Origin of the sequence: Sphingobium sp. CR28, from assembly GCF_052327305.1 — a bacterium.
GTDB lineage: Bacteria > Pseudomonadota > Alphaproteobacteria > Sphingomonadales > Sphingomonadaceae > Sphingobium.
Genome location: NZ_CP182486.1, coordinates 1530219 through 1551584, shown reverse-complemented (window position 1 = coordinate 1551584; position 21366 = coordinate 1530219). Strand labels below are relative to the sequence as shown.

24 protein-coding genes are annotated in these 21366 nt (G+C 64.7%); 17 read left to right on the top strand and 7 right to left on the bottom strand.

Going from position 1 to position 21366, the window contains the following annotated elements:
* Window positions 1-128: 128 nt before the first annotated feature.
* Window positions 129-998 carry an alpha/beta hydrolase gene (locus ACNAOH_RS07360; RefSeq protein ID WP_443969550.1) on the top strand — a complete coding sequence of 290 codons (870 nt, stop codon included), beginning with the start codon at window positions 129-131 and terminating at the stop codon, window positions 996-998.
* Window positions 999-1028: 30 nt separating this feature from the next.
* Here ACNAOH_RS07360 and ACNAOH_RS07355 read toward each other — a convergent pair whose 3' ends face one another.
* Both ACNAOH_RS07355 and ACNAOH_RS07350 read right to left on the bottom strand, forming a co-directional pair.
* Complete coding sequence (locus tag ACNAOH_RS07355; protein WP_443969549.1) at window positions 1029-1706, bottom strand: hypothetical protein; 678 nt, start codon at window positions 1704-1706, stop codon at window positions 1029-1031.
* 255 nt (window positions 1707-1961) lie between these two features.
* Window positions 1962-2144 (bottom strand): DUF1674 domain-containing protein, encoded by a 183-nt coding sequence (locus ACNAOH_RS07350; protein WP_443969548.1) that lies wholly within the window; start codon window positions 2142-2144, stop codon window positions 1962-1964.
* Between the two features lie 45 nt (window positions 2145-2189).
* Here ACNAOH_RS07350 and ACNAOH_RS07345 point away from each other — a divergent pair, with 45 nt between their 5' ends.
* The 4 genes from ACNAOH_RS07345 to purH all read left to right on the top strand — a co-directional run bounded on the left by ACNAOH_RS07345 (window position 2190) and on the right by purH (window position 7601).
* The gene (locus tag ACNAOH_RS07345; protein ID WP_443969547.1) at window positions 2190-3488 is read left to right on the top strand and encodes an RsmB/NOP family class I SAM-dependent RNA methyltransferase; all 1299 of its coding nucleotides are present in this window, start codon (window positions 2190-2192) and stop codon (window positions 3486-3488) included.
* Window positions 3489-3569: 81 nt separating this feature from the next.
* Window positions 3570-4232, top strand: coding sequence for a ribulose-phosphate 3-epimerase (gene rpe / locus ACNAOH_RS07340; protein WP_443969546.1), 663 nt, complete (start codon window positions 3570-3572; stop codon window positions 4230-4232).
* Window positions 4229-5989, top strand: coding sequence for a heparinase II/III family protein (locus ACNAOH_RS07335; RefSeq protein ID WP_443969545.1), 1761 nt, complete (start codon window positions 4229-4231; stop codon window positions 5987-5989). The genes rpe and ACNAOH_RS07335 overlap by 4 nt, the downstream gene beginning before the upstream one ends.
* Before the next feature lie 22 nt (window positions 5990-6011).
* Window positions 6012-7601 carry a bifunctional phosphoribosylaminoimidazolecarboxamide formyltransferase/IMP cyclohydrolase gene (gene purH / locus ACNAOH_RS07330; protein ID WP_443969544.1) on the top strand — a complete coding sequence of 530 codons (1590 nt, stop codon included), beginning with the start codon at window positions 6012-6014 and terminating at the stop codon, window positions 7599-7601.
* A gap of 52 nt (window positions 7602-7653) precedes the next feature.
* Here purH and ACNAOH_RS07325 read toward each other — a convergent pair whose 3' ends face one another.
* From ACNAOH_RS07325 to ACNAOH_RS07315, 3 genes are all read right to left on the bottom strand, one after another.
* Window positions 7654-8274, bottom strand: coding sequence for a hypothetical protein (locus tag ACNAOH_RS07325; RefSeq protein ID WP_443969543.1), 621 nt, complete (start codon window positions 8272-8274; stop codon window positions 7654-7656).
* 72 nt (window positions 8275-8346) lie between these two features.
* The gene (locus tag ACNAOH_RS07320; RefSeq protein ID WP_443969542.1) at window positions 8347-9330 is read right to left on the bottom strand and encodes a sterol desaturase family protein; all 984 of its coding nucleotides are present in this window, start codon (window positions 9328-9330) and stop codon (window positions 8347-8349) included.
* 117 nt (window positions 9331-9447) lie between these two features.
* The gene (locus tag ACNAOH_RS07315) at window positions 9448-10092 is read right to left on the bottom strand and encodes a TlpA family protein disulfide reductase (protein ID WP_443969541.1); all 645 of its coding nucleotides are present in this window, start codon (window positions 10090-10092) and stop codon (window positions 9448-9450) included.
* Window positions 10093-10120: 28 nt separating this feature from the next.
* Here ACNAOH_RS07315 and argH point away from each other — a divergent pair, with 28 nt between their 5' ends.
* Genes argH through ACNAOH_RS07295 form a run of 4 tightly spaced genes read left to right on the top strand, consistent with a single transcriptional unit; the run spans window position 10121 to window position 13854 of the window.
* Window positions 10121-11503: an argininosuccinate lyase gene (gene argH, locus ACNAOH_RS07310; RefSeq protein ID WP_443972075.1), complete on the top strand. Its 1383-nt coding sequence runs from the start codon at window positions 10121-10123 to the stop codon at window positions 11501-11503.
* On the top strand, window positions 11500-11799 hold the full coding sequence (locus ACNAOH_RS07305; protein ID WP_443969540.1) for a hypothetical protein: 300 nt from the start codon (window positions 11500-11502) through the stop codon (window positions 11797-11799). Before argH ends, ACNAOH_RS07305 begins: the two co-directional genes overlap by 4 nt.
* Before the next feature lie 16 nt (window positions 11800-11815).
* Entirely contained in the window at window positions 11816-13078 is a 1263-nt protein-coding gene (gene lysA / locus ACNAOH_RS07300; protein ID WP_443969539.1) for a diaminopimelate decarboxylase, read from the top strand.
* 11 nt (window positions 13079-13089) lie between these two features.
* Window positions 13090-13854, top strand: a complete 765-nt coding sequence (locus tag ACNAOH_RS07295; RefSeq protein WP_443969538.1) for an NAD(P)-dependent oxidoreductase — start codon at window positions 13090-13092, stop codon at window positions 13852-13854.
* A gap of 48 nt (window positions 13855-13902) precedes the next feature.
* Here ACNAOH_RS07295 and ACNAOH_RS07290 read toward each other — a convergent pair whose 3' ends face one another.
* Window positions 13903-14340 carry an acyl-CoA thioesterase gene (locus tag ACNAOH_RS07290; protein WP_443969537.1) on the bottom strand — a complete coding sequence of 146 codons (438 nt, stop codon included), beginning with the start codon at window positions 14338-14340 and terminating at the stop codon, window positions 13903-13905.
* Between the two features lie 109 nt (window positions 14341-14449).
* Here ACNAOH_RS07290 and ACNAOH_RS07285 point away from each other — a divergent pair, with 109 nt between their 5' ends.
* A complete protein-coding gene (locus ACNAOH_RS07285) occupies window positions 14450-15328 on the top strand; it encodes an SMP-30/gluconolactonase/LRE family protein (RefSeq protein ID WP_443969536.1) in 879 nt (292 codons plus the stop codon).
* Between the two features lie 21 nt (window positions 15329-15349).
* Here the strand turns inward: ACNAOH_RS07285 and ACNAOH_RS07280 are convergent, their stop codons facing one another.
* Complete coding sequence (locus tag ACNAOH_RS07280) at window positions 15350-16213, bottom strand: S1/P1 nuclease (RefSeq protein WP_443969535.1); 864 nt, start codon at window positions 16211-16213, stop codon at window positions 15350-15352.
* Between the two features lie 106 nt (window positions 16214-16319).
* Here ACNAOH_RS07280 and ispG point away from each other — a divergent pair, with 106 nt between their 5' ends.
* The 7 genes from ispG to ACNAOH_RS07245 all read left to right on the top strand — a co-directional run bounded on the left by ispG (window position 16320) and on the right by ACNAOH_RS07245 (window position 21366).
* Window positions 16320-17486, top strand: a complete 1167-nt coding sequence (ispG, locus tag ACNAOH_RS07275) for a flavodoxin-dependent (E)-4-hydroxy-3-methylbut-2-enyl-diphosphate synthase (RefSeq protein ID WP_443969534.1) — start codon at window positions 16320-16322, stop codon at window positions 17484-17486.
* Entirely contained in the window at window positions 17483-17782 is a 300-nt protein-coding gene (locus ACNAOH_RS07270) for a hypothetical protein (RefSeq protein WP_443969533.1), read from the top strand. The genes ispG and ACNAOH_RS07270 overlap by 4 nt, the downstream gene beginning before the upstream one ends.
* An 85-nt stretch (window positions 17783-17867) precedes the next feature.
* The gene (locus ACNAOH_RS07265) at window positions 17868-18200 is read left to right on the top strand and encodes a hypothetical protein (RefSeq protein ID WP_443969532.1); all 333 of its coding nucleotides are present in this window, start codon (window positions 17868-17870) and stop codon (window positions 18198-18200) included.
* Window positions 18201-18318: 118 nt separating this feature from the next.
* Entirely contained in the window at window positions 18319-18891 is a 573-nt protein-coding gene (locus ACNAOH_RS07260; RefSeq protein ID WP_443969531.1) for a DUF3617 domain-containing protein, read from the top strand.
* A 93-nt stretch (window positions 18892-18984) separates the two neighbouring features.
* Complete coding sequence (locus ACNAOH_RS07255) at window positions 18985-19824, top strand: 2OG-Fe(II) oxygenase (protein ID WP_443969530.1); 840 nt, start codon at window positions 18985-18987, stop codon at window positions 19822-19824.
* Window positions 19825-20081: 257 nt separating this feature from the next.
* Window positions 20082-20486, top strand: coding sequence for a VOC family protein (locus ACNAOH_RS07250; protein ID WP_443969529.1), 405 nt, complete (start codon window positions 20082-20084; stop codon window positions 20484-20486).
* Window positions 20487-20532: 46 nt separating this feature from the next.
* Entirely contained in the window at window positions 20533-21366 is an 834-nt protein-coding gene (locus ACNAOH_RS07245; RefSeq protein WP_443969528.1) for an arylamine N-acetyltransferase family protein, read from the top strand.

The window sequence follows — 21366 nt, the reverse complement described above, 5'->3', positions numbered from 1 at the left end:
CCGTGGAACCTGCGGACGACCGGGTGCGGGGCGTGAAGGTGCCTCATCGGACAATGCCATTCCCCAGCTCGATTAGCCTGGAAGCTCGAGCCGTCCTTGAGAGGCTCGTCGGGGAGAACGGCGTTCCGTTGAACGCCCTGCACGGCTTGCCCTCGCCCGAGGATCATGACGGCTGGATGCGCCTCAAAGGGCTAGTCGATGCCCAATATGCGGCGTCGGCGAAGGCGCTTTCGGCGGGCCTCCGAGCCGACGTGGAGACCATCGAGACCGGCGGGGCCACGCTCCATGTCGCCACGCCTCAGGCCCCGCATCGCACGGATTGCGCCTATATCGATCTGCACGGAGGAGCACTGATATTCGGCGGTGGCGAGGCCTGTCAGGCGGGCGCCCGTCAGCAGGCCGACCAGCACGAGGTGCTATGCTATAGCGTCGATTACCGGACGCCGCCCGAGCATCCCTATCCGGCGGCGCTAGACGATTGCCTGGTTGCCTATCGCTATGTTCTGCAGCGTCATGCGCCCAACCATATCGTGGTTGGCGGCCGGTCGGCGGGCGGCAATCTTGCAGCTGCGCTGATGCTAAGGGTGCGCGATGAAGGCCTGCCACTACCTGCCGGGCTTGTGCTGCTTTCCCCGCAGGTTGATCTGACCGAGTCCGGAGACAGCTTTCAAACCAACAAGCTGATTGACGTCGTGCTGCCCGGCTCGCTCATGCCCGGCAACCAGCTTTATGCGGATGGAACGGATCTGAGCGATCCCTATCTCTCTCCGCTCTTTGGCAATTTGAAAGGCCTGCCCGCGACCTTCCTGCAGACGGGCACGCGCGATCTCTTCCTTTCCAGCACCGTCCGCATGCACCGCGCGCTGAGACGCGTTGGTGTTCCCGCGGAGTTGCACGTCTTCGAGGCGATGCCCCATGGCGGGTTCATGGGCTTGACGCCAGAGGATGCCGAGTTGCGGGACGAGGTCACCCGCTTTGTTCAAGGATGCTGGGCGTAGGGGCGGGAGCCCTCTCAGCAGTAAGGTTCGTTAGAGCGCTGCGATCTGCGCGGTGATTTCGTCAATGCGCTGCGTTTCACCCAGAATCGTCTCGACCGAGACCTGATGTTCGACATTCTTGAGATCGTGGCAGATCAGGCCCTCGCCTTCGATCCGCTGCGTCCCGTCCACGACCATCCCGCGAAACTGGGCGAGCCGCTGGAGATCGGCGTCGAGCGTCGCGATAACCGTCAGGATCTGCTTGTCGTGGCGATCGCGCATCGCCACGAGCGCGCGCAGCTCCGCCAGCAACCGCTGCAATGTCGGTCGGGAACGGCCGCCGACCGCGCGAACATCCCCGAAGGACCGGCGCATAGTGACCAGCTTTTCGATGGTCGCGGCTTCAAGCATCCCCCAGGCGATAACCAGTGCGCCGATCGCACGGCGCGGATCTTTCGCGGCAGGCTTCTTCTGCGGTGCTTTTTGCGGTGTTGTCTTTCCACCCAGTGCGGTCTTGCGGGTGCGTGTGGTGCGGCCAGCATCATTGGCGGCCGGTCCGGGCTTCTCGCTCAGGACTTTTCCTCTCAGCAGCGTTTCGGGTTTGGGTTGGTCGAAGGGAAGCGTAGCTTCGGTCGGTTCGCCGGCCGGCGTGGGAAGACCGGCCGGCGTTCCGCGCTCGACCGGTGTGGGGAGGCCGGCCGCAGCAGAAAATCGCGTCGAATCGGTCACGTACTAAACTCCTTGCTGCACTCGTGACGACGACGCCTCCGCCAGAAGCGGATCGCCAAGCCTTTTTCGAGCACCTGCAAGTGGCGCGCCCCGATCAACGACGTCCGCCTTCTCATTGTTTGAGGCGGTTTCAGTGTTTCTATGAGTCATTTCCACAGCCTATGCATGCGAAAACTGGCCTCTGAAGACTGGCTTACCAGAGGGCGTGCCAGAAAGACGACGAAACGCGTTATTGTTGCAATTAAGTAACGAGATTCAAAAGTCGACTGCGATGCCGTTCTTCGTCCAGTCGCCATAGCGCGTGGGGTCTTCGCGATCCGGGGATTGCGCAGGTTGCGCCGTGTCGCGCGCTGACTCCGGCGCGGGAACCGGCGGGCTGCTGGTGAGATAGGCGGGCGCCTTCACATGCGGCGGTCGCTTTCCCATTGGCGTCTTCATCGTTCGTGCCTTCTGTTTCGTGCTGATCTTCCCTATAGGCCGGACATGCCTCAGCGTCAGCCCACAACCGCCGCTCAACCGGCAGGCCTCGCGGCACGGCGCGCGGCGCTGCGTCTCCTTGATGCGATATTGCGCCGGGGAGAGGCGCTGGAAGCCGCGCTTGCTCATGCCGCCGCGGGTCTTGAGGATCGGGCTGACCGGGCGCTGGTTCACGCGATCGTCTCGGCCACGCTGCGCCACATGACCGATATTGACGCGCTGATCGACAGCGCGACGCGCCAGCGGCTGGCGAGCGATGCCAAGGCGCGCATGGTCCTGCGCCTGTCCCTCGCGCAGGCGCTGGTGCTTGGGACGCCGGGCCATGCGGTGGTGGCGACGGCGCTGCCGCTCGTCGATGGCGGGCCGCGTCGGCTGGTGCATGGCGTGCTCGGCACCTTGTTGCGCAAGGGGGGGGCGCTCCCCGATCCGCCGAATCTGCCAAAGGATGTGGCTGGGCGCTGGAAGGGCGCGTGGGGCGGGCAAGTCCTCGCCGCCGCCCGCTCCCTTCTGAGCGCACGTGCGCCGACTGACCTTACACTGCGTGCGTCGGAGGACACCGCCGCGTGGGCCGAACGGCTTAGCGGAACGTCGCTGTTGCCGGGCCATGTGCGGCTGAGCGACGCGCCAGACATTGCCGGGCTTGAGGGCTTTTCGAACGGTAGCTGGTGGGTTCAGGATATCGCGGCGTCGCTGCCGGGCCGTCTGCTTGGCGCGGGCGCCGGGCGTCATGCGCTGGATTTGTGTGCAGCGCCGGGCGGCAAGACGATGCAGCTGGCTGCTGCTGGCTGGCAGGTCACGGCACTGGACGCCTCCGAACGCCGCCTGGAGCGGCTGCAGGAGAATCTCACGCGCACTGGCCTTACTGCGGAGGTCGTCACGGCGGACGTGCTGCAATGGGCGCCGGAAGCGCCCGTCGATGCCATCCTGCTCGATGCGCCTTGTTCCGCGACGGGTATTTTCCGTCGCCATCCGGACGTTCTCTATCGGGCCGGGCCGCGGCATATCGCCGAGATGGCGGAGCTGCAGGCGGCATTGCTCGACCGGGCGGCGGGCTGGCTCAGACCAGGCGGGCGGCTGGTCTACGCGACCTGCTCGCTGGAGCCGGATGAAGGCGAGCGGCAGATCGAGCGCTTCCTCGCCGCACATCCGGAGATGCAGGCGGTGGCGATCGACCCCACCGCGTTGCCCAATAGCGTGAAGGAATGCGCGCCAGGCCAGTTGCGGTTGCTGCCCGGCATGCTGAGCGATGCGGGCGGACTGGACGGCTTTTTTATTGCCCACCTGTCCCGTTCCGAATCGGATTGACGCTCTAACTAGGGCTCGTCATCCACAACTTTATCTTCCCTCCGGTTGCGCCGCCCGAATCGCCCGGCTATGCGGAGCGGCATGGTGCCACCCGTCCGCATTGCGCCTTCCATTCTCTCTGCCGATTTCGCTCGGCTTGGCGAAGAGGTGCGCGCCATTGACGAAGCGGGCTGCGACTGGGTGCATGTCGATGTGATGGACGGGCATTTCGTGCCCAATCTCACGATCGGTCCCATGGTCGTGAAGGCGCTCCGCCCCCACACCACCAAGCCGTTCGACGTCCATCTGATGATTTCGCCCGTAGATGGCTTCCTGGACGCATTCGCGGAAGCCGGCGCGGACATCATGACCGTTCACCCGGAAGCCGGGCCGCACACTCATCGCTCGGTCCAGCGGATCAAGGCGCTGGGCAAGAAGGCGGGCGTGTCGCTCAACCCCGCGACGCCGGCCAAGATGCTCGACTATCTGATCGACGATATCGACCTCGTCCTCGTCATGAGCGTCAACCCCGGTTTCGGTGGCCAGCGCTTTATCGACAGCCAGTTGCGCAAGATCGAATCGGTCCGCAAGATGATCGACAAGAGCGGCCGAGACATCGCGCTGGAGGTGGACGGCGGCATAGACTTTGAGACGGCGCCGCGTGCGATCGCCGCTGGCGCAGACACGCTGGTCGCGGGCACCGCGACGTTCCGCGGCGGCCCGGCGGCCTATGCGGATAACATCCGGAGGCTGCGCGGATCATGAGCGTCCAGCCCCGCAAGGCGGAGAGCGCGCAAGTGGAGCACCCCCCGGCGCAGGACGGTATCGAACAGGGCAAGCGGCTCATCCGCCTGCCAGACGATCGCGGCGGTTCGCTCAGCGAGTTCATCACCAATTATTTCTACCGCCTCACATGGGGCACGCCGCTCCACGCGATGCGGCTCAAGGGCAAATATCCGCTCAAGCTGCTTGCCGCCCCGGAAGATCCGATCCCGGGAGACGCGCGCGCAGGCAGCGCCATCCGCACCGGGCATTTTCTGTTCCGGGGTCTGCGGCAGCCGCTTGCGGAGATCGACTATGGCCGGCTCCAGCAGCCTGCCGAGTTCCTCGATTATATTCACAGCTTCCGCTGGCTGCGCGATCTGGGCGCGGCGGCCACGCGCGGGCAGGCCATTCCCATTGCCGAGCAGCAGGTGCGGTCCTGGCTGGCCGCCCATGCCGAGAAGCCGAGCGAACCCGCCTGGCGCGTGGACAATGCCGGCTGGCGTATCCTCATGTGGGCGGCCTATTCGCCGTTCATTCTTTCGACAGGCGATCAGATTTACCGCTCGCTGGTGCTGAACTGCATCGCGCGCACCGCGCGTCATCTCGATCGTGGAGCGGACAAGGCGCCCATCGGCCTTTCGCGCGTCACTGCCTGGGCAGGCATGGTTGCCGCCGGGCTGCTGCTGCCGGGAGGCGAGCCGCGCCGTATCTTTGCCGAAGCGGGCCTCAAGCGCGCGCTCGAAGGCGCCTTCTATGCCGATGGCGGCCTCATCTCCCGCTCGCCGCTGGATCAGCTCGATGCGATCGACCTGCTGGCCACATTGCGCGCCGTCTATGATGTGCGCAACGAGGAGATGCCCTCTTTCCTGCCGGAATCTCTTGAGAAGATCGTCGCAGCGCTGCTCGGCATCCTTCACGGCGATGGCAGTCCCGGTTGCTGGCAGGGCGGGCTGCCCGTGGACGCGGGCCGGGTGGCGGCGATCGTCGGCGCGACAGGCGTGCGCACCCGGCCGCTGCGTCAGGCACGCGATTGGGGCTATCAGCGCCTTGCTGCGGGGCAGACGGTTCTACTGGTCGATGCCGCTCCGCCGCCGGTCGCGCGTCTCGCCGGTGCGGGTTGCGCCTCTACTGCGGCGATCGAGCTGAGCGATGGCAGTATACGTATTTTCCAGAGCTGCGGCGGTGCCTCATTTGCCGGGGGCACGATCTCCGCGGACCTCGCTCAAGGTCTGCGCACCACGGCGGCGCACAGCGCGCTGGTGCTTGATGACACGAATTCCACGGCGATCCTGGCGGACGGTACGCTCGGCAAGGGCGTGAGCGAGGTCGAGGTCGATCGACAGGAGTCGGAGCAGGGCAGTCGGCTGGAAGTCGCGCATGATGGCTATGCCCGGCGGCTTGGCTTCTCGCATCGCCGGGTGATCATTCTCTCGAACGATGGACGCGAATTGCGCGGCGAGGACGTGCTGCTGCCCAGCGGTCGCAAGCGCCGGTCGGGCGATCTGCCGCTGGCGCTGCGCTTTCATTTGGGACCAGACGTCGAGCCGACGCTGACGGCGGATCGACAGGGTGCGCTGCTGCGCCTCGCGGGCGGCGGCATGTGGCAGTTCCGCGTAGCGCTGGGTGAGATCACGCTGGAGGACAGCCTCTGGGTGGATGGCGACGGACGACCGCAGGGTGCTCAGCAACTCGTCGTTCAGGCGACGGCCGGCATCGGCGGAACGAATATCGGATGGCTGCTCAAGAAATCGAGCTGAAGCCGCAAGACAGGGTAAAATCATGACGCAAGTGAAGGTTCGGCGGGCACTGCTCTCGGTGTCCGACAAGAGCGGATTGGACGCGCTCGCAGCGGCGCTGGCGCGCCACGGGGTCGAGATCGTCTCGACCGGCGGCACTGCAAAGGCGCTGCGCGACTCGGGGCTGGATGTCCGCGACATTTCGGACCTGACCGGCTTCCCGGAAATGATGGACGGGCGCGTCAAGACGCTGCACCCCAAGGTGCATGGCGGCCTGCTTGCCGTGCGCGACAACCCTGAGCATGTCGCGGCGATGGCCGCGCATGAGATCGGCGCGATCGATCTCGTCGTCGTCAATCTTTATCCCTTCGCGGCCACCGTGGCGCGCGGAGCGGAGCGGGATGAAATCATCGAGAATATCGATATTGGCGGCCCCTCGATGGTCCGCTCGGCAGCGAAGAACCATGCCAGCGTCGCCATCGTTACCGATCCTGCCGATTATGACCGACTGATCGCGGAGCTGGACGGCGCCGACGGCGCGACCAGCTATGATCTGCGCCGTTATCTGGCGGGCAAGGCCTATGCCGCGACGGCTGAGTATGACGCGATGATCGCGAGCTGGTTCGCCTTTGCCGATCAGGGCGAGGCGTTCCCGGCGCAGCTGTCCGTCCCGCTGCGGCGCGGCCAGTCCCTGCGCTATGGGGAAAATCCGCACCAGCAGGCGGCGCTGTATCTCCCTGCCTTTTCCTCCGGCCGCACCATCGCGGACCATGTGCAGGTGCAGGGCAAGGAACTCAGCTACAATAATCTCAACGATGCCGACGCGGCGCTGGAGCTGATTGCGGAGTTTCGCGACGGGCCGCCGACGGTGGTCATCGTCAAGCACGCCAACCCGTGCGGCGTGGCGACCGGCGAGACGCTGGTCGAGGCCTATAAGGCAGCGTTCGAATGTGACAGCGTGTCCGCCTTTGGCGGTATCATTGCGGTCAACCGTCCGCTCGATGGCCCCACTGCGGAAGCGATCAGCGAGATCTTTACCGAGGTCGTCTGCGCACCGGACGCGGATGACGCTGCGAAAGCGGTGTTCGCGAAGAAGAAGAATCTCCGCCTCATTCTCACGGGCGATTTGCCGGACCCGGCGCGTGATGGCCTCACGCTCAAGACGATCGCGGGCGGCGTGCTGGTCCAGTCGCGCGACAATGGTCGCGTGACCCGCGCCGACCTGAAAGTCGCCACGAAGCGCGCGCCGACCGAGCAGGAGCTGGAGGATTGCCTCTTCGCCTGGACCGTGGCCAAGCATGTGAAGTCCAACGCGATTGTCTACGCAAAAGACGGCGTGACGGCGGGCATTGGTGCCGGGCAGATGAACCGGCGGGACAGCGCGCGGATCGCGGCGAGCAAGGCGCGGGAAGCGGCCGAAACCTTCGGCTGGGGCTCGGCGCGCACGGTCGGCAGCGCGGTCGCGTCAGACGCGTTCTTCCCCTTCGCGGACGGACTTCTCGCGGCAGTCGAAGCCGGCGCGACCGCCGTAATCCAGCCGGGCGGATCAATGCGCGACGACGAAGTGATTGCGGCGGCGGACGAGGCTGGCCTCGCGATGGTCTTCACGGGCATGCGCCACTTCCGGCATTGAGGCTCAGCCGAACATGCGTCGGGTCGGCGCATGTCCGGGCTGATGCTTGGCGCTAGAGGGCCGTCAGCGTCTTTCGGAACAGCGACCTGATCAGCCGGTCTTCCAGGATGCGGCCGACGAGATAGACAGCGGCGAAGATGCCGGCGAAGGCGTAGGCCGGCGTCGGGTCGGGGCCTTTCTCCTTCTCTTCTTCCTTTTCTTTGGCCTTCTTGGCCTTGTCGTCCTTCTTCTCCGGCGCTGGCGCTCCGAGGAATTTGTCGATCGGGTTCATGCGAACCTCCATCTCCTTCTTTTCCTCTTTCTTCGCCTTCCCGGCTTCGTCGGGAGACTTTTCGAGCTTGCCGATGCCGATGGTGGCCGCAGCGATCGCCAGAAAAAGCAGCGGCGCCAGGAAGCAATAGAGCAGCGCCTTGCTGGTCATATGATAGCGCAGCACGCCCGCGCCCACACCGCTTTCTATCGTCAGGGTGCCGCCGTCGAACACGGACATTTTGTCCTGCGCGGCCTGATCCCACTTGTTGAACGTCAGCGTGTCGCCCGTACGATCATGGGTGGTATTGATCTCCTGGAAGAGCGGAGAAAGCCGGTCGAAGACCTCATCGCTCGATTGCCCGGGCGCGATGGGGAGGCTGCCCTTGATATGCCAGATCCAGTCGAGGAAACGCGCGTTCACGGTATCTCCCTTTGAGAGATGTGTGGAGTGAGGGATTTCGGCCGGAGCATGATGGCGAGGGACAGGGCAGGATTATTCGGCGGGAACCGCCACGGTTCCTCTGCCCATTTTCTCCCGGAGCGTCTTCCAGCCTTCTGTGAACGGATAGGTCATCTGCTCGCGGATCGACATGCGCCGCCCCTCTTCCATGCCGAGCAGTTCCGCCTCACCGTCGACGCATGTGCCGAACATGCGGTCAATGATGATCCACGTGCCCGCATAGTTGCTCCGGCTGGCTTCGAAGTCCCGCGAATGGTGCAGGCTATGATGCTCGGTGGTGTTGAACAGGAACCGCCACCAGCGGGGCGAATTGAAGCGCACATTGATGTGCTGGTACGAGCCCACTGCCAGACCGAGCACCCCTGCCAGCAAGAAGGCCCTGGGGAGGAAGTCGAAGAACCCGCCTATGCCGAGGCCGATCAGGAACAGTTCGACCGGATTGCCCACCGCGCCTTTGTTGACGTTCAGCTGCGTGATGTAGTGATGCACCGAATGCGTTAGCCATAGCGGATACCAGTTATGCATTCCGCGATGCATCCAGTACTGGCCGAAGTCGAAGATGAACGAGATCAGGAATGCCTGCAGCAGCAGAGGCATTTCCGTGAACCACCTGAACTTCTCCAGATTGAAATTGTGCTGGATCGCTTCGATGATGACATCGTCGCCAATGTAGCGGCTCGCCAGCCGGACCAGCGTGAAGCTGATGCCCACGAAGAACAGGTCCGTCGCGAACTCCTTCCAGGTCAGGCTCCAGCTCGCATGGCGCGGGTTCAGGCATTCGAGCACCTGAAAGAACAGCATGAAGCCGAGGCCCATGGCGAAGGCGGTCGAGGCCTTGGCGATGGAATTGGGCGCGTAATACCAGAAGGCGATGAGCGCGAAGAGGACGGTCGGCTGAAACCAGCTGAAGATGAATTGCTTGACCGGCCCGCCTTCGACCTTGGGAATATTCTCCCAGCCGAGGGTGACCGGGGAGTCCGCACCGATGATCCTGTTGCCAACCTGAACGCCGCTCATGCTCATAAACGCCCCGCAAGATCGCTTCTTGAAGCGATTATGGCCGGGAAGCGACCCTCGTGACATACGTCATCGAACGTAAGCCGGGGCAGGAGCCAATATTGGAGAAAGGTGCTGCTATTTGACCTGTGCGAGCAGCGCCTTGCCTTCTTCTTCGTTCCAGTCGAGCGCGCCCACGACCCGGACGATCTCCTTGCCCTGTCCGTCATAGAGGACAGTCGTGGGGAGAGTGCCGGTGGCGTAGTGGAAGCCGAGCGCATTCTCCGGGTCCAGCCACGTCCTGAGCGTGCCGAGCTTGCGCGCCTTCCAGAAAGGCGTGACTCCCGCGGTTTCCTGATCCTGTGAGACGGCGGCGACCGAGACGCCGCGCTGCGCCATTGTGGCGGCGACCTTGTCCAGCATCGGCAGCTCCGCCACGCAGGGCGCGCACCATGTCGCCCAGAGGTTGACCAGCAACGGTTTGCCGCCGGCCAACTGCTTCAGGGTCGCGGGTTTGCCATCAAGCGTCTGGAAGGGCTTGTCCGGCATTGCTTCGCCCGCATGACTGCGGTCGACGATTGGCTTGAACACCGTCGGCGTATCGTTTCCGGTGTTGCCCGCCTCGTCGCTAGGCACTTCGTCGCTTAGGACCTCGTCGCTCGTTGCGGATGCATTGTTCGTGGCGGGCGCGGCGCCTTGCCCCGCTTCCCCGGATCGCCTATCGCAACCGCCGCTGGCGAGCATCAGGCCGCCACACAAGATCAGGACTATCGGCGCGCGCATGACATCTCCTTCGGTTCAGGCGAACAGCATGTGGGGCGGGCGTTTCGCAGAGGGGCCTGCCGCTGTGATGCGCGAGATAAATGCCTCGCTCCCCTTCGACAAGCGTCTGTGGAAGCAGGACATCGCCGGATCGATCGCGCATGCCCGGATGCTGGGCGCGCAGGGCATTCTCGATATGCAGGATGTGGACGCCATTATCGGCGGGCTGGAAGCGATCCAGGCTGAGTATGAAGCAGGCGATCTGCCGAGCGACCTCGACCTTGAGGATATTCACATGGCGACCGAGTGTCGCCTTGCTGAGAAGATCGGCGCTGTCGCCGGGCGGCTGCACACGGCCCGCTCGCGCAACGATCAGGTCGCGACTGACTTCCGCCTGTTCGTGCGCGATTGCGTGGACGAGGTGGACGCGAGCCTTGCCGCGCTCCAGCGCGCGCTGGTGGCGCGGGCCGATGAACATGCCGCGAGCGTCATGCCTGGCTTCACGCATCTCCAGAGCGCGCAGCCGGTGACGCTCGGCCATCATCTGATGGCCTATTACGAAATGATCGGGCGGGATCGTTCGCGCTTTGCCGATGCGCGCGCCCGCATGAACCTCTCGCCTCTGGGCGCCGCCGCATTGGCCGGCACGGGTTTCCCCACCGACCGTCATATGACGGCGGCGGCGCTGGGCTTCGACGGGCCGACCCGCAATAGCCTCGACAGCGTGTCGGATCGCGACTTCGCGCTCGATTATCTCATGGCCGCCACTCAGTGCAGCCTGCATCTTTCGCGGCTCGCGGAGGAGTTCATCATCTGGGCGAGCCAGCCCTTCGGCTTCGTCAGCCTGCCGGATGCCTACTCGACCGGCAGCTCGATCATGCCGCAGAAACGCAACCCCGATGCCGCCGAGCTGGTGCGTGGCCATGCCGGGCGCATCATGGGCTGCATGACGAGCCTGAGCGTCACCATGAAGGGGCTTCCGTTGGCTTATTCCAAGGACATGCAGGACGATAAGCCGCCGCTCTTCGAGGCGCATGACCTGCTTGGCCTGTCGATCACGGCGATGGCCGGCATGGTCGAGACCACGCGGTTCCGCACCGACCGGATGCGCGCCTTGGCCGAAAGCGGCTTTGCCACTGCCACCGACCTGGCCGACTGGTTGGTGCGTGAGGCCGACGTGCCATTTCGTGAAGCGCACCACATCACCGGGCGAGCCGTGAAGGCAGCGGAAGAAGCGGGCGTCTCGCTCGACAAGCTTCCGCTTAATACTCTGAAGGCCATCGACCCGCGGATCGACGAGCGCGTCTATGCCGTGCTGACGGTCGACGCCTCGGTCGCGAGCCGCAGGAGTTTTGGCGGCACTGCGCCGGATCAGGTGCGTGCCCGCATTGCGGAAGCGCAGGCCGCGCTGGCTATGGAGACGGGACAATGATCCGCACGGCAGTTCTCGTCGGCACGCTTGCCCTTCTCACCGCATGCGGGTCGCGCACGGCGCTCAAGCCCCAGCCGGGGATGACAGCCGTGCCCAGGGCGGCCGCCGCCCGCGCGCCGCAGACGCCCGGTCAGCTCATGACGCCGTCCACGCAGGCCCGGCCTGATCGCACGGTCGACCTGCGCACGCGCTCGGTGGAGCGACAGCCTGATCCGTTCGATGCGCCGCCAGGCGAGAAACCGGCGCCGCTTCTCCCGCCGGACACGACCGGCCCTTCCGTGCGTCAGAACCAGTAAAAAAGAAGGTCAGCAGTTGGACCATTTTCAGTTGATCGACGGAGCCTTGCATTGCGAGGCCGTGCCGCTTTCCCGCATCGTGCAGGAAGTAGGTACGCCCGTCTATGTCTATTCGCGCGCGACGCTGGAGCGCCACGCCCGTGTCTTTCGCGAGGCGCTTTCGGGCCTGCCGCGCACGCATGTCGCCTTCGCGATCAAGGCGAACCCGAATATCGCGGTGCTCAAGGTGCTGCAGAAGCAGGGCTTCGGCGCGGATATCGTCTCGGGCGGCGAGATGAAGCGGGCGCTTGCCGCCGGCATGGATGCGCGGGACATCGTCTTCTCCGGCGTCGGGAAGACGCGGGAGGAGTTGAGCGCTGCGCTGGAAGCGGGCGTCGGCCAGTTCAATATCGAGCTGGAGGAGGAGGGGGTCGTCCTTGCTGCCCTCGCTCATGCCATGGGCAAGACGGCGGACGCCGTGCTGCGCGTCAATCCGGATGTTGATGCGGGCACTCACGCCAAGATCTCCACCGGCAAGAAAGAAAACAAGTTCGGCGTGCCGATCGACGAGGCGCCGGGCATCTTCGCGCGCCTGTCGTCGCTGCCGGGGCTCAACCTGCGCGGTCTCGCGCTGCATATCGGCAGCCAGATCTTCGATCTGGGACCGATCGAGGCGGCCTATGGCAAGGTCGGCGCCGTAATGGCCGACCTGCGCGCGGCCGGCCACAGCATTGACCGGATTGACCTCGGTGGCGGTCTTGGTGTGCCCTATGAGCGCGACAAGGTGCCACCGTCCCCGGCCGATTATGGCGCGATGGTCGAGCGGGCGACGCGCGGCTGGGATGTCGATCTCTATTTCGAGCCGGGCCGGGTCATCGTGGGCAATGCCGGCGTGCTGCTCACGCGCGTCATCTGGGTGAAGCCGGGCGCGGTTCGCCCGTTCGTCATCGTGGACGCGGCAATGAACGATCTCGCCCGTCCTGCCATGTACGATGCCTGGCATGATTTCGAGGCTGTGGCGCCGACCGGCGAACACATGGAAGCGAACATTGCTGGGCCGGTCTGCGAGAGCGGCGATACTTTTGCCCTCGCGCGCCAGATCGATGCAGTGAAGGCCGGCGACCTCGCTGTTTTCCGTACCGCCGGAGCCTATGGCGCGACCATGGCCAGCACCTATAATTCGCGCGCATTGGTGCCCGAGGTGCTGGTCGACGGCGGCCGCTATGCCATCGTCGCGGACCGCATAGCGCCCGAGACGATCATTGCCGCCGAGCGCGTGCCGGACTTTCTGGCGGACTAAGCGGCACGACGATGCACAGCCTTCCGATCTTCGTCAGGATTGCCGGCCAGCCCGTAATCCTGATCGGGAGCGGTGAGGCCGCGGATGCGAAGCGCCGGCTCATCGAGCGGGCAGGCGGCATCGTGGTGGGCGAGGGCGATGCAGCCGCGCGGCTCGCTTTCGTGGCGGAAGACGAGCCCGACGCGGCAGCGGCGTGGCTCAAGGCCCGCGGTCTCCTCATCAACGTCGCGGACCGCCCGGACCTGTGCGACTTCACTCTGCCGGCCATTGTCGACCGCGATCCGGTGATCGTCGCGGTGGGGACAGGCGGCGCCTCCGCCGGACTGGCTGCTGCGCTGCGCCAGCGGATCGAGGCGATCTTGCCCGCGCGACTGGGCGATCTGGCCCGCGCCCTTCACACGGCCCGCGCGAGGATGCGCGCGAAATGGCCGGATGCTGGCGCGCGCAGGCGCGCATTGGGGGAAGTGCTCGCGCCGGGCGGCCTGCTCGATCCGCTGGGGGGGATCTATGAGGTCGATGAATGGCTGGAGTCGGGCCATGCCCGTTCTGCCGCCCAGCTTTACACGCTCGGCCTGCGTTCCTCTGACCCTGAAGATCTGACGCTGCGCGACGTGCGGATGCTCGGGTTGGCCGACCGCATCGTTCATCCCGCCGAGACGCCCGCCGCCATTCTGGATCGCGCGCGCGCCGATGCCGCGCGGATCGTAAGTGAGATGGCAGACGAATGGTGGGATATGCCGGGCCTCACCGTGTTCATCGATATGGCGGGGATATAGAAGGGCTAGGGGCTCTTCCGAAAGAACGCCGATCAGCTACCTAAACGCTCAGCCCGGCTGCGACACGTACCAGAGCGGCTTGTCGAGCGCGGCCATGACCTCGACTTGCGCGCGGGCGCCCGGCCCCTGCGCCACCATCACGGTCTCGCAGGTCGCGATGCATTGCCCGTCCTGAAAAGCGGCGCTCAGCAGGGTCCAGCTTGTCGTGCCAACGCGCGAAAAGCCGGTCGCGATGGTGACGGGATCGGGGAAGTGACCTTCCGCGACATAGCTGAGCGTCAGCGCCGCAACGAGCCAGCGCGCGCCCTCTTCGCGGGGGTGACGGCCGAGTCGCCGGTGGAAATGAATACGCCCGGTCTCGAACATTTCGGCCATCGCCACGTTGTTGACATGGCCCAGCGGATCGAGGTCGCCGAAGCGGGTCGGCACCTCGATATGGACGGGATAGCTTGCCGGCTCGAGTTGCCAGGGTTCTGGTCGCGCCATAAATCGCTCCGGATAGTGTCCACGTCGGCTTTCAACGCTAGACTCCCAGGGGGCGAAGCGGAATTGCAACGAATGCGATACCCCAATTTTGGCAGGGAATGCGGCAAAGATGACACAGAAAGTTAACGTGGCGCTGGATGCACGGGCGGAGCTGGGCGAGGGGCCGCGCTGGCACGCGCAGGAGCGGCGGCTCTATTGGGTGGATATTGCCCGCAACGCGCTGCACCGGTTCGATCCTGTCAGCGGCGCGGACGAGGTGCGCGTCTTCGCGGCGCCGGTGGGCTGCTTTGCCTTTCGGGCGCGCGGTGGCCTGCTGCTTGCGATGAAGGACGGCCTCGCCACGCTGGAGAACTGGGAAGCGGAACCGGTGCCTTTCGGCCCGCAACTGTTCGCGAATCGCCCGGATCTGCGCTTCAACGATGGCCGGACCGATCCCGCCGGGCGGTTCTGGGCCGGCACGGTCGACATGGCGAAATCCGCGCACGACGCGGCGCTCTATCGCCTGGATGCGGACGCCACGATCGCCGAGATCGAGGGGGGTATGCTCACGTGCAATGGCGCGGCGTTCAGCGCGGACGGCCGCCAGTTTCGCCATGCCGACACGCCGACTCACGCGCTGCGCGGCTATGATGTCGATCCGGCGACTGGCGCGCTTTCCGCGCGGCGCACCGTCCACCAGTTCGAGATGGGCACGGGCCGGCCGGATGGCGGCTCTTTCGATGCGGAGGGCTTTTACTGGTCGGCGCTGTTCGACGGTAGCCGGGTGGTGCGCATCGCGCCGGATGGCACGGTGGTCGAGACAGTGCATCTGCCGGTGACGCGGCCGACGATGATCGTCTTTGGCGATGAGGATCTGCGCACCGCCTATGTCACCACCGCGCGCACTGGCCTCTCCGATGACGCACTTGCCGCCCAGCCGCTTGCCGGGGCGATCTTCAGCTTCCGTGTCGAGGTGCCTGGCCTGTCGGAATGGCCCTTCGCTGGCTGAGCGCGCTTTGCCTGTTGCCCGTCAGTTCGCCAGCGCTTCGTCGAGCAGGCGGGCGAGACGCAGGCCGCCCCGCACCAGTTCCTCTCGCATCACCGGCACCATCGCCTCGATCTCCGCTTCGCTGAAGTGGCCATGCGCTTCTGAGGAGGGTTTGGCGCACGGATCCCCGTCGATTGCGTTCCGATAAGCCACGTCCCGGGCGATTTCCCAGTTCTCGCGGCTCCAGTCCTCGGTTGTCCCCGCCGACAGGCGCGCCTTTTCTTCCGGAGAATAAGAACGGACGATGGAGGGAGGCGTGCTGATCGACCGCTCGGCGAGATAGCCGTCGAGAATCGAATGGATGTTCATCCGCTTGCCCGTAACGATACCATAATCGGTCTTGAGGTCGTTGCCGCCCCGGTCGCTATGGTCGCCAGCATGGAGCGGCTGATGCAGGTCGCCAGTAAAATGCGCGAGATTGGCAAGCGCGATGATCCGCTCGCGGGTCGGTACGCTCTTGTCCGCGAGCAGCTTCGCCGCGCGGTCGATCTGGGCGGAGACGCAGTTGCCGTCCGGGCAGTTCCCTTTGATGACGAAGGGCTTGCAGATGTCGATATTCTGATAGTGCCAGTTATACTGGTAGGAGAAGCGTGGCCCCAGCTCCTTCACGCAGTCCGGCCAGTAAGCGGCGTTGGCGAGGGTGTCGAGCGGGCAGGTCGGCGTCTCGACGAGCTTGCCCTGCCGCAGCAGTGCCATGATCTTCGCACGCGTCTGCGGCTTCACATTCGCCATGGCGATATTGCCCACAGTATAATGACCAAGCTCCCACCAGGCCTGCGCGGGGCTGGGCAGCAGGGCCGCGAGGGCAAAGAAGGGCGCAACGAGGCGCAGGAGATACAAGCGCATGGCGCGATCCTTAAGCACTGCCATGCGACACGGCAATGACGCGCATCGCCTCTCGCGCTGCGCCGCGGCAGAGCGTATAGGCGCTGCATGACTGACGGAGCATTTCATGTCCGAGCATAATCCCGGCCTTCGCCCCTGGCGTGACATCGCCCGCCGTGAGTGCCGGCAGATCATGGTCGGCAATGTGCCGGTGGGCGGCGGTGCGCCCGTCACTGTGCAGACCATGACCAATACCCTAACATCCGACGCGAAGGCGACGATCGACCAGATCCGCCGGTGCGAGGAGGCGGGCGTGGACATCATCCGCGTCTCCTGCCCGGACGTCGAATCGACGGCGGCGCTGAAGCAGATCGTGCGCGCGTCCCGCGTGCCGATCGTCGCGGACATTCACTTTCACTACAAGCGCGCTCTGGAAGCGGCGGACGCGGGCGCGGCCTGCCTGCGCATTAACCCCGGCAACATCGGCAGCGCGGCGCGCGTCAAGGAAGTGGTGGACGCCGCCAAGGCGAACAATTGCTCCATCCGCATCGGCGTCAATGCAGGGTCCCTCGAAAAGGATCTGCTAGAGAAATATGGCGAGCCTTGCCCGGAGGCGTTGGTGGAGAGCGCGCTCGACCATATCAAGCTGCTGCAGGATCAGGATTTCCACGAATATAAGGTCGCGGTGAAGGCGAGCGACGTGTTCCTCGCCGTCGCCGCCTATATGCAGCTTGCCGAAGCGGTTGATTGCCCGCTGCATCTGGGCATTACCGAGGCGGGCGGCCTCATCGGCGGCACGGTCAAGAGCGCGATCGGTATCGGCAATCTGCTCTGGGCCGGCATCGGCGACACGATCCGTGTCTCGCTCTCCGCCGAACCCGAGGAAGAAGTGCGGGTCGGCTATGAGATGCTGAAAACGCTCGGCATCCGCACGCGCGGAGTCAAGGTCATTTCCTGTCCGTCCTGCGCGCGTCAGGGCTTCGATGTGATCCGCACCGTGCAGGCGCTGGAGGAGCGGCTTCAGCACATCAACACGCCGCTTTCGCTTTCGGTGCTTGGCTGCGTGGTGAACGGGCCGGGCGAAGCGCGTGAGACGGACATCGGCGTTACTGGCGGCGGCAACGGCAAGCATATGGTCTATCTGTCGGGCGTCACCGATCACACGATCCAGGACGAGGCGATGGTGGATCACATCGTGCGGCTGGTCGAAGCCAAGGCTGCCGAGATCGAAGCGGCGAAGCTGGAAGCCGAAGCGACCGACGCCGGCAAGGTGACTGCGGTGGCGGCCGAATGAAGGGGCTGGTGAAGGACGGCGTCGACACGCCTCCGGTAAAATCCGGCGCTGTGCAAAAGCGCCGGGCGAGCGCCACTGGCGCCTCCGCAACTGGCGCTGTCGCCACGGGCGCTTCCGCCACGGGGTCGTCCGCGCTGGGCGTCCTCGCCATTGGAGCCCTTGCCTTCGGCGCGATCGCCGTTGGTGCACTTGCCATTGGTCGCCTGCGAATCGGCAGGGCGCGGATCAGCAGACTCCGCATAGACACGCTGGAGATCGGGCGGGTCGTTCGCCTTCCGGAAAAAGGCGGGGACTGAGAGCAGGGAACGGGGGAGGCCCGAATTCGTTTCAGGTCCGGTGCGTATCGCGCCCCAGGATTGAAAATTAGAAGAGGATCGTCCCATGTATCGTCCAGCCGCCCTCACTGGTTTCGCCCTCATGGTCGCTGCTCTGTCCGCCTGTAGCGAAAAAGCGCAGGATGCGACCGAGAATGCTGGAAGCGCCATTGCTTCCGACATCGAGAAGACCGGGGACCGCGCGGCCAATGCTGCCGATGACGTCCAGCGGGATGTCAGCGCGATATTGAGCAACGCGGATGAGAAGGTCGACAAGGCCGGCACAGACATCAAGCGTGCGACGGACAAGGCCGGTGACGAGATCAGCCGTGCCGCCGAGAGCGCCAAGGACAAGACTGGCCGGACGCTCGAAAACGCGGGACGCGATCTTCAGAAATAGGACCCTTAGCGGACGGATTTCCGTTGCGTATTGATGCCCAGATGTGGATGCTTGCGGCAAGCTCCCCGTGACGCGAGAGGGGCAGGGCCGCATGTGTCCACGTCGAGGAGTATAGTTCATGCGCGCGCTCATCTTTCCTGCCGTCGCTTCGTCCGCGCTTCTGCTTGCGGCATGCGACCGTGGTCCTTCGGTGTCGGCGACTAACGCCAGTCAAAAGGAAGTCGCCGAAAAGGTCGCCGCCGCCAGTGGCGGGGGCAATGCGCCTATGGTCGAGCCGGGCCGCTGGGAAGGTAAGCTCACCATGCAAGAGTTCGACATTCCGGGGCTCTTAGCGCAGGCGCGCGAGCAGATGAAAACGCAAATGGCGCAGGATCGCACGTTCATAAGCTGCCTCACGGATGAGGACGTGAAATCCAAGAAAGCGTTCTTCACGGGCGATACGGACGACAAGAGTTGCACCTATGAGCGCTTCGAAATGAGCGGGGGCAAGGTCAGCGCGGTCATGCATTGCGCTCGGCCGGGTCAGGGCAAGGTCTCCATGACCATGAACGGCAACTACGCGCCGCAGAGCTACGACATGACGATGACGAGCAAGGCCGACGGCGACGGTCCGATGGGCAAGATGTCCATGAAAATGAACGTGGCCGCGAAGCGGGTCGGCGCGTGCCGCGGCACGGAAGACGAAAGCTGAACGCAACACGCTTCGCTGTTCGATTTCATTGTGCGCAAAGCTTTGTTAGGACGCCGCGAGTAGAAGGGGCCGAAACCCCGGAGTGGTGAAACAATGTCGATTCTGACGCCGCGTGAGCGCGACGGTTATATCTATTTTGACGAGGCGGAGTGCCGTGCTGCAGGCAAGGCGCTTGCGGAGCGCTATCGGAGCGCGCAGCCCTTCCCGCATATCGCCATGGATGATTTTCTCCCGGCCGATTTTTTGCTCGGCCTGTTGGACGGCTTTCCGGATAGCTCGGGCAAGACCTATTTCGATCGCGATCAGGAGCGGCTGAAGTTCCAGTTCCCGCCCAGCGACATTCCCGGCCATCGCCTCCGCAATATGGTGATCGAGCTGAACAGCCCGGCCATCCTTGCCTTTCTCGAGGAAATGACCGGCATTAACGCGCTCATTCCGGATCCCTATTATGTCGGGGGCGGCTGCCACGAGACGAAGAGCGGCGGGCATCTTGGCATTCATGCCGATTTCAACATTCACCAGGAGATGCAGGTCCAACGACGCCTCAATCTGCTTGTCTATCTCAATCACGACTGGCCTGAGAGCTATGGCGGCGAGCTGGAACTCTGGGATCAGCAGATGGGCGCGTGCGAAGTGAAGGTACTGCCGACCATCGGCCGCGCCGTGGTCTTCAACACCTCGCTCGACAGCTTCCATGGCCAGCCCGACCCGGTGCGGTGCCCGCCAGATCGCAGCCGCCGTTCGATCGCGACCTATTATTATACGGCCAGCGCGGAAGGCATCTCGGCACTTCCGGATCGGACCACAGTGTTCAAAGCGCGGCCAGAGAGCGGCGACCAGCCCGATCGGCGCGTGGCGTTCGACCATTTCCTCAAGGACTGGGTTCCGCCTCGCCTTTACCGCGTGGCGACGAAGCTCAACCGTTTCAAATAGCGACACCTTGCCTCAAGCGGAAATTTGATTCGAGGTCGAAATGATTTACTCTGCGAGTCGATCCGGCGCGCGGGGGGCATCATTGCGTCGAGGATCAAGGGTCGTTCAGGAAGCATGAGGCGCGAAAGCGCAGTGGTAGGGCTGTCACTGGTCGGGAATGAGGCTCCGTGCGTCGCATAGGCCACTCGACGGATGGCAGGTGTTGAGCTTAGGGTAAATAACGCCTGAAATCAAAGCACTAGCGCCAGGAGGACGCCATGATCGGTTTTGCAACGGTCGGCACGAACGATCTCCAGCGCGCGATCGCTTATTATGACGCGCTGTTTGCGGACCTTCGGATCGTCAAGCTGATCGAGCTGCCCGGCATTGCGGGCTGGGGCCGGGACTGGGATCAGCCGATGTTCGGAGTCGTCACCCCCGCCAACGGAAAGGCGGCGTCTGCGGGCAATGGCGCGATCGTCGGCTTTGGCCAGTCCACGCGCGCGCAGGTGATCGATCTCCACACGCGCGCGATCCGCATCGGCGGGTCCAACGCGGGCGATCCGCAAGTACGGGGGCAAGACGGCAGCCAGGCCTTCTTCGCCGGGTACATCCGCGATCCTGACGGCAACAAGCTCTGCTTCTTCTGCATCGGCCCGGGTGAGGGGCACCAAGGCTCCTGACTGCTACACGCTTTTGCGGAAACGGATCCTGAGGTAGGCGCGGCCTATGAACGACAGCACGAACGAAGGCCGCCTCGCCGCCTATCTTTCCCGCATTGGCCTTGCGAAGCCGCCCGCGCCGGATGCCGCAGGGTTGGCGGCGCTTCAGCGCGCGCATCGCACGGCCATAGCCTTCGAGAATCTCGACATTCCGCTGGGCCGGCCCATTGAAGTGGCGAGCGACCCGGTCTTCGCCAAGCTGGTGACGGGGCGTCGGGGCGGCTACTGCTTCGAGCATAATCGCCTTTTCAGGGATATGCTGGGCGTGATCGGCTTCGCGGCCCGGCCTTTGCTCGCGCGGGTGCATCTGGGTCTGCCGGCAGGCGCAATGCCGCCGCGCACGCACATCCTGCTACTGATCACGATCGACGATGCGCCATGGATCGCGGATGCCGGCTTTGGCGGGGCCTATGTGCCGCCTATGCCGCTTGGCGAGGGTGGCATCGTCGAAGGACCGGATGGTGCCGCGCATCGACTATTGCGGGAGGGTGCGCCGGGCGTGCTGCCGGGGGAATGGCGCCTGGATCGACGCGCGGCGGGCGCCGAGGACTGGCAGCCCCAATATAGCTTTGAGCTTGCCGAAGTGGCGGAGGCGGATCTGGTGCAGGCGAGCCACTGGACCTCCACGCGCGCAGGCGAGCGCTTCACCACCCAGCGCATCCTCAGCATTGCCCTGCCCACGGGCTTCGCGTCGCTGAACGAGCGGACCTACAAGGTCACTGACGGCGGAAGCACGACCGAGCGGGAGATCGCGGACGCTGCGGACTATCGCGCAGTGCTTGTTGAACGCTTCGGGCTTGATCTCAGCGAAGCGGAGGTCGCCGCGCTGGGACTGTTCTAG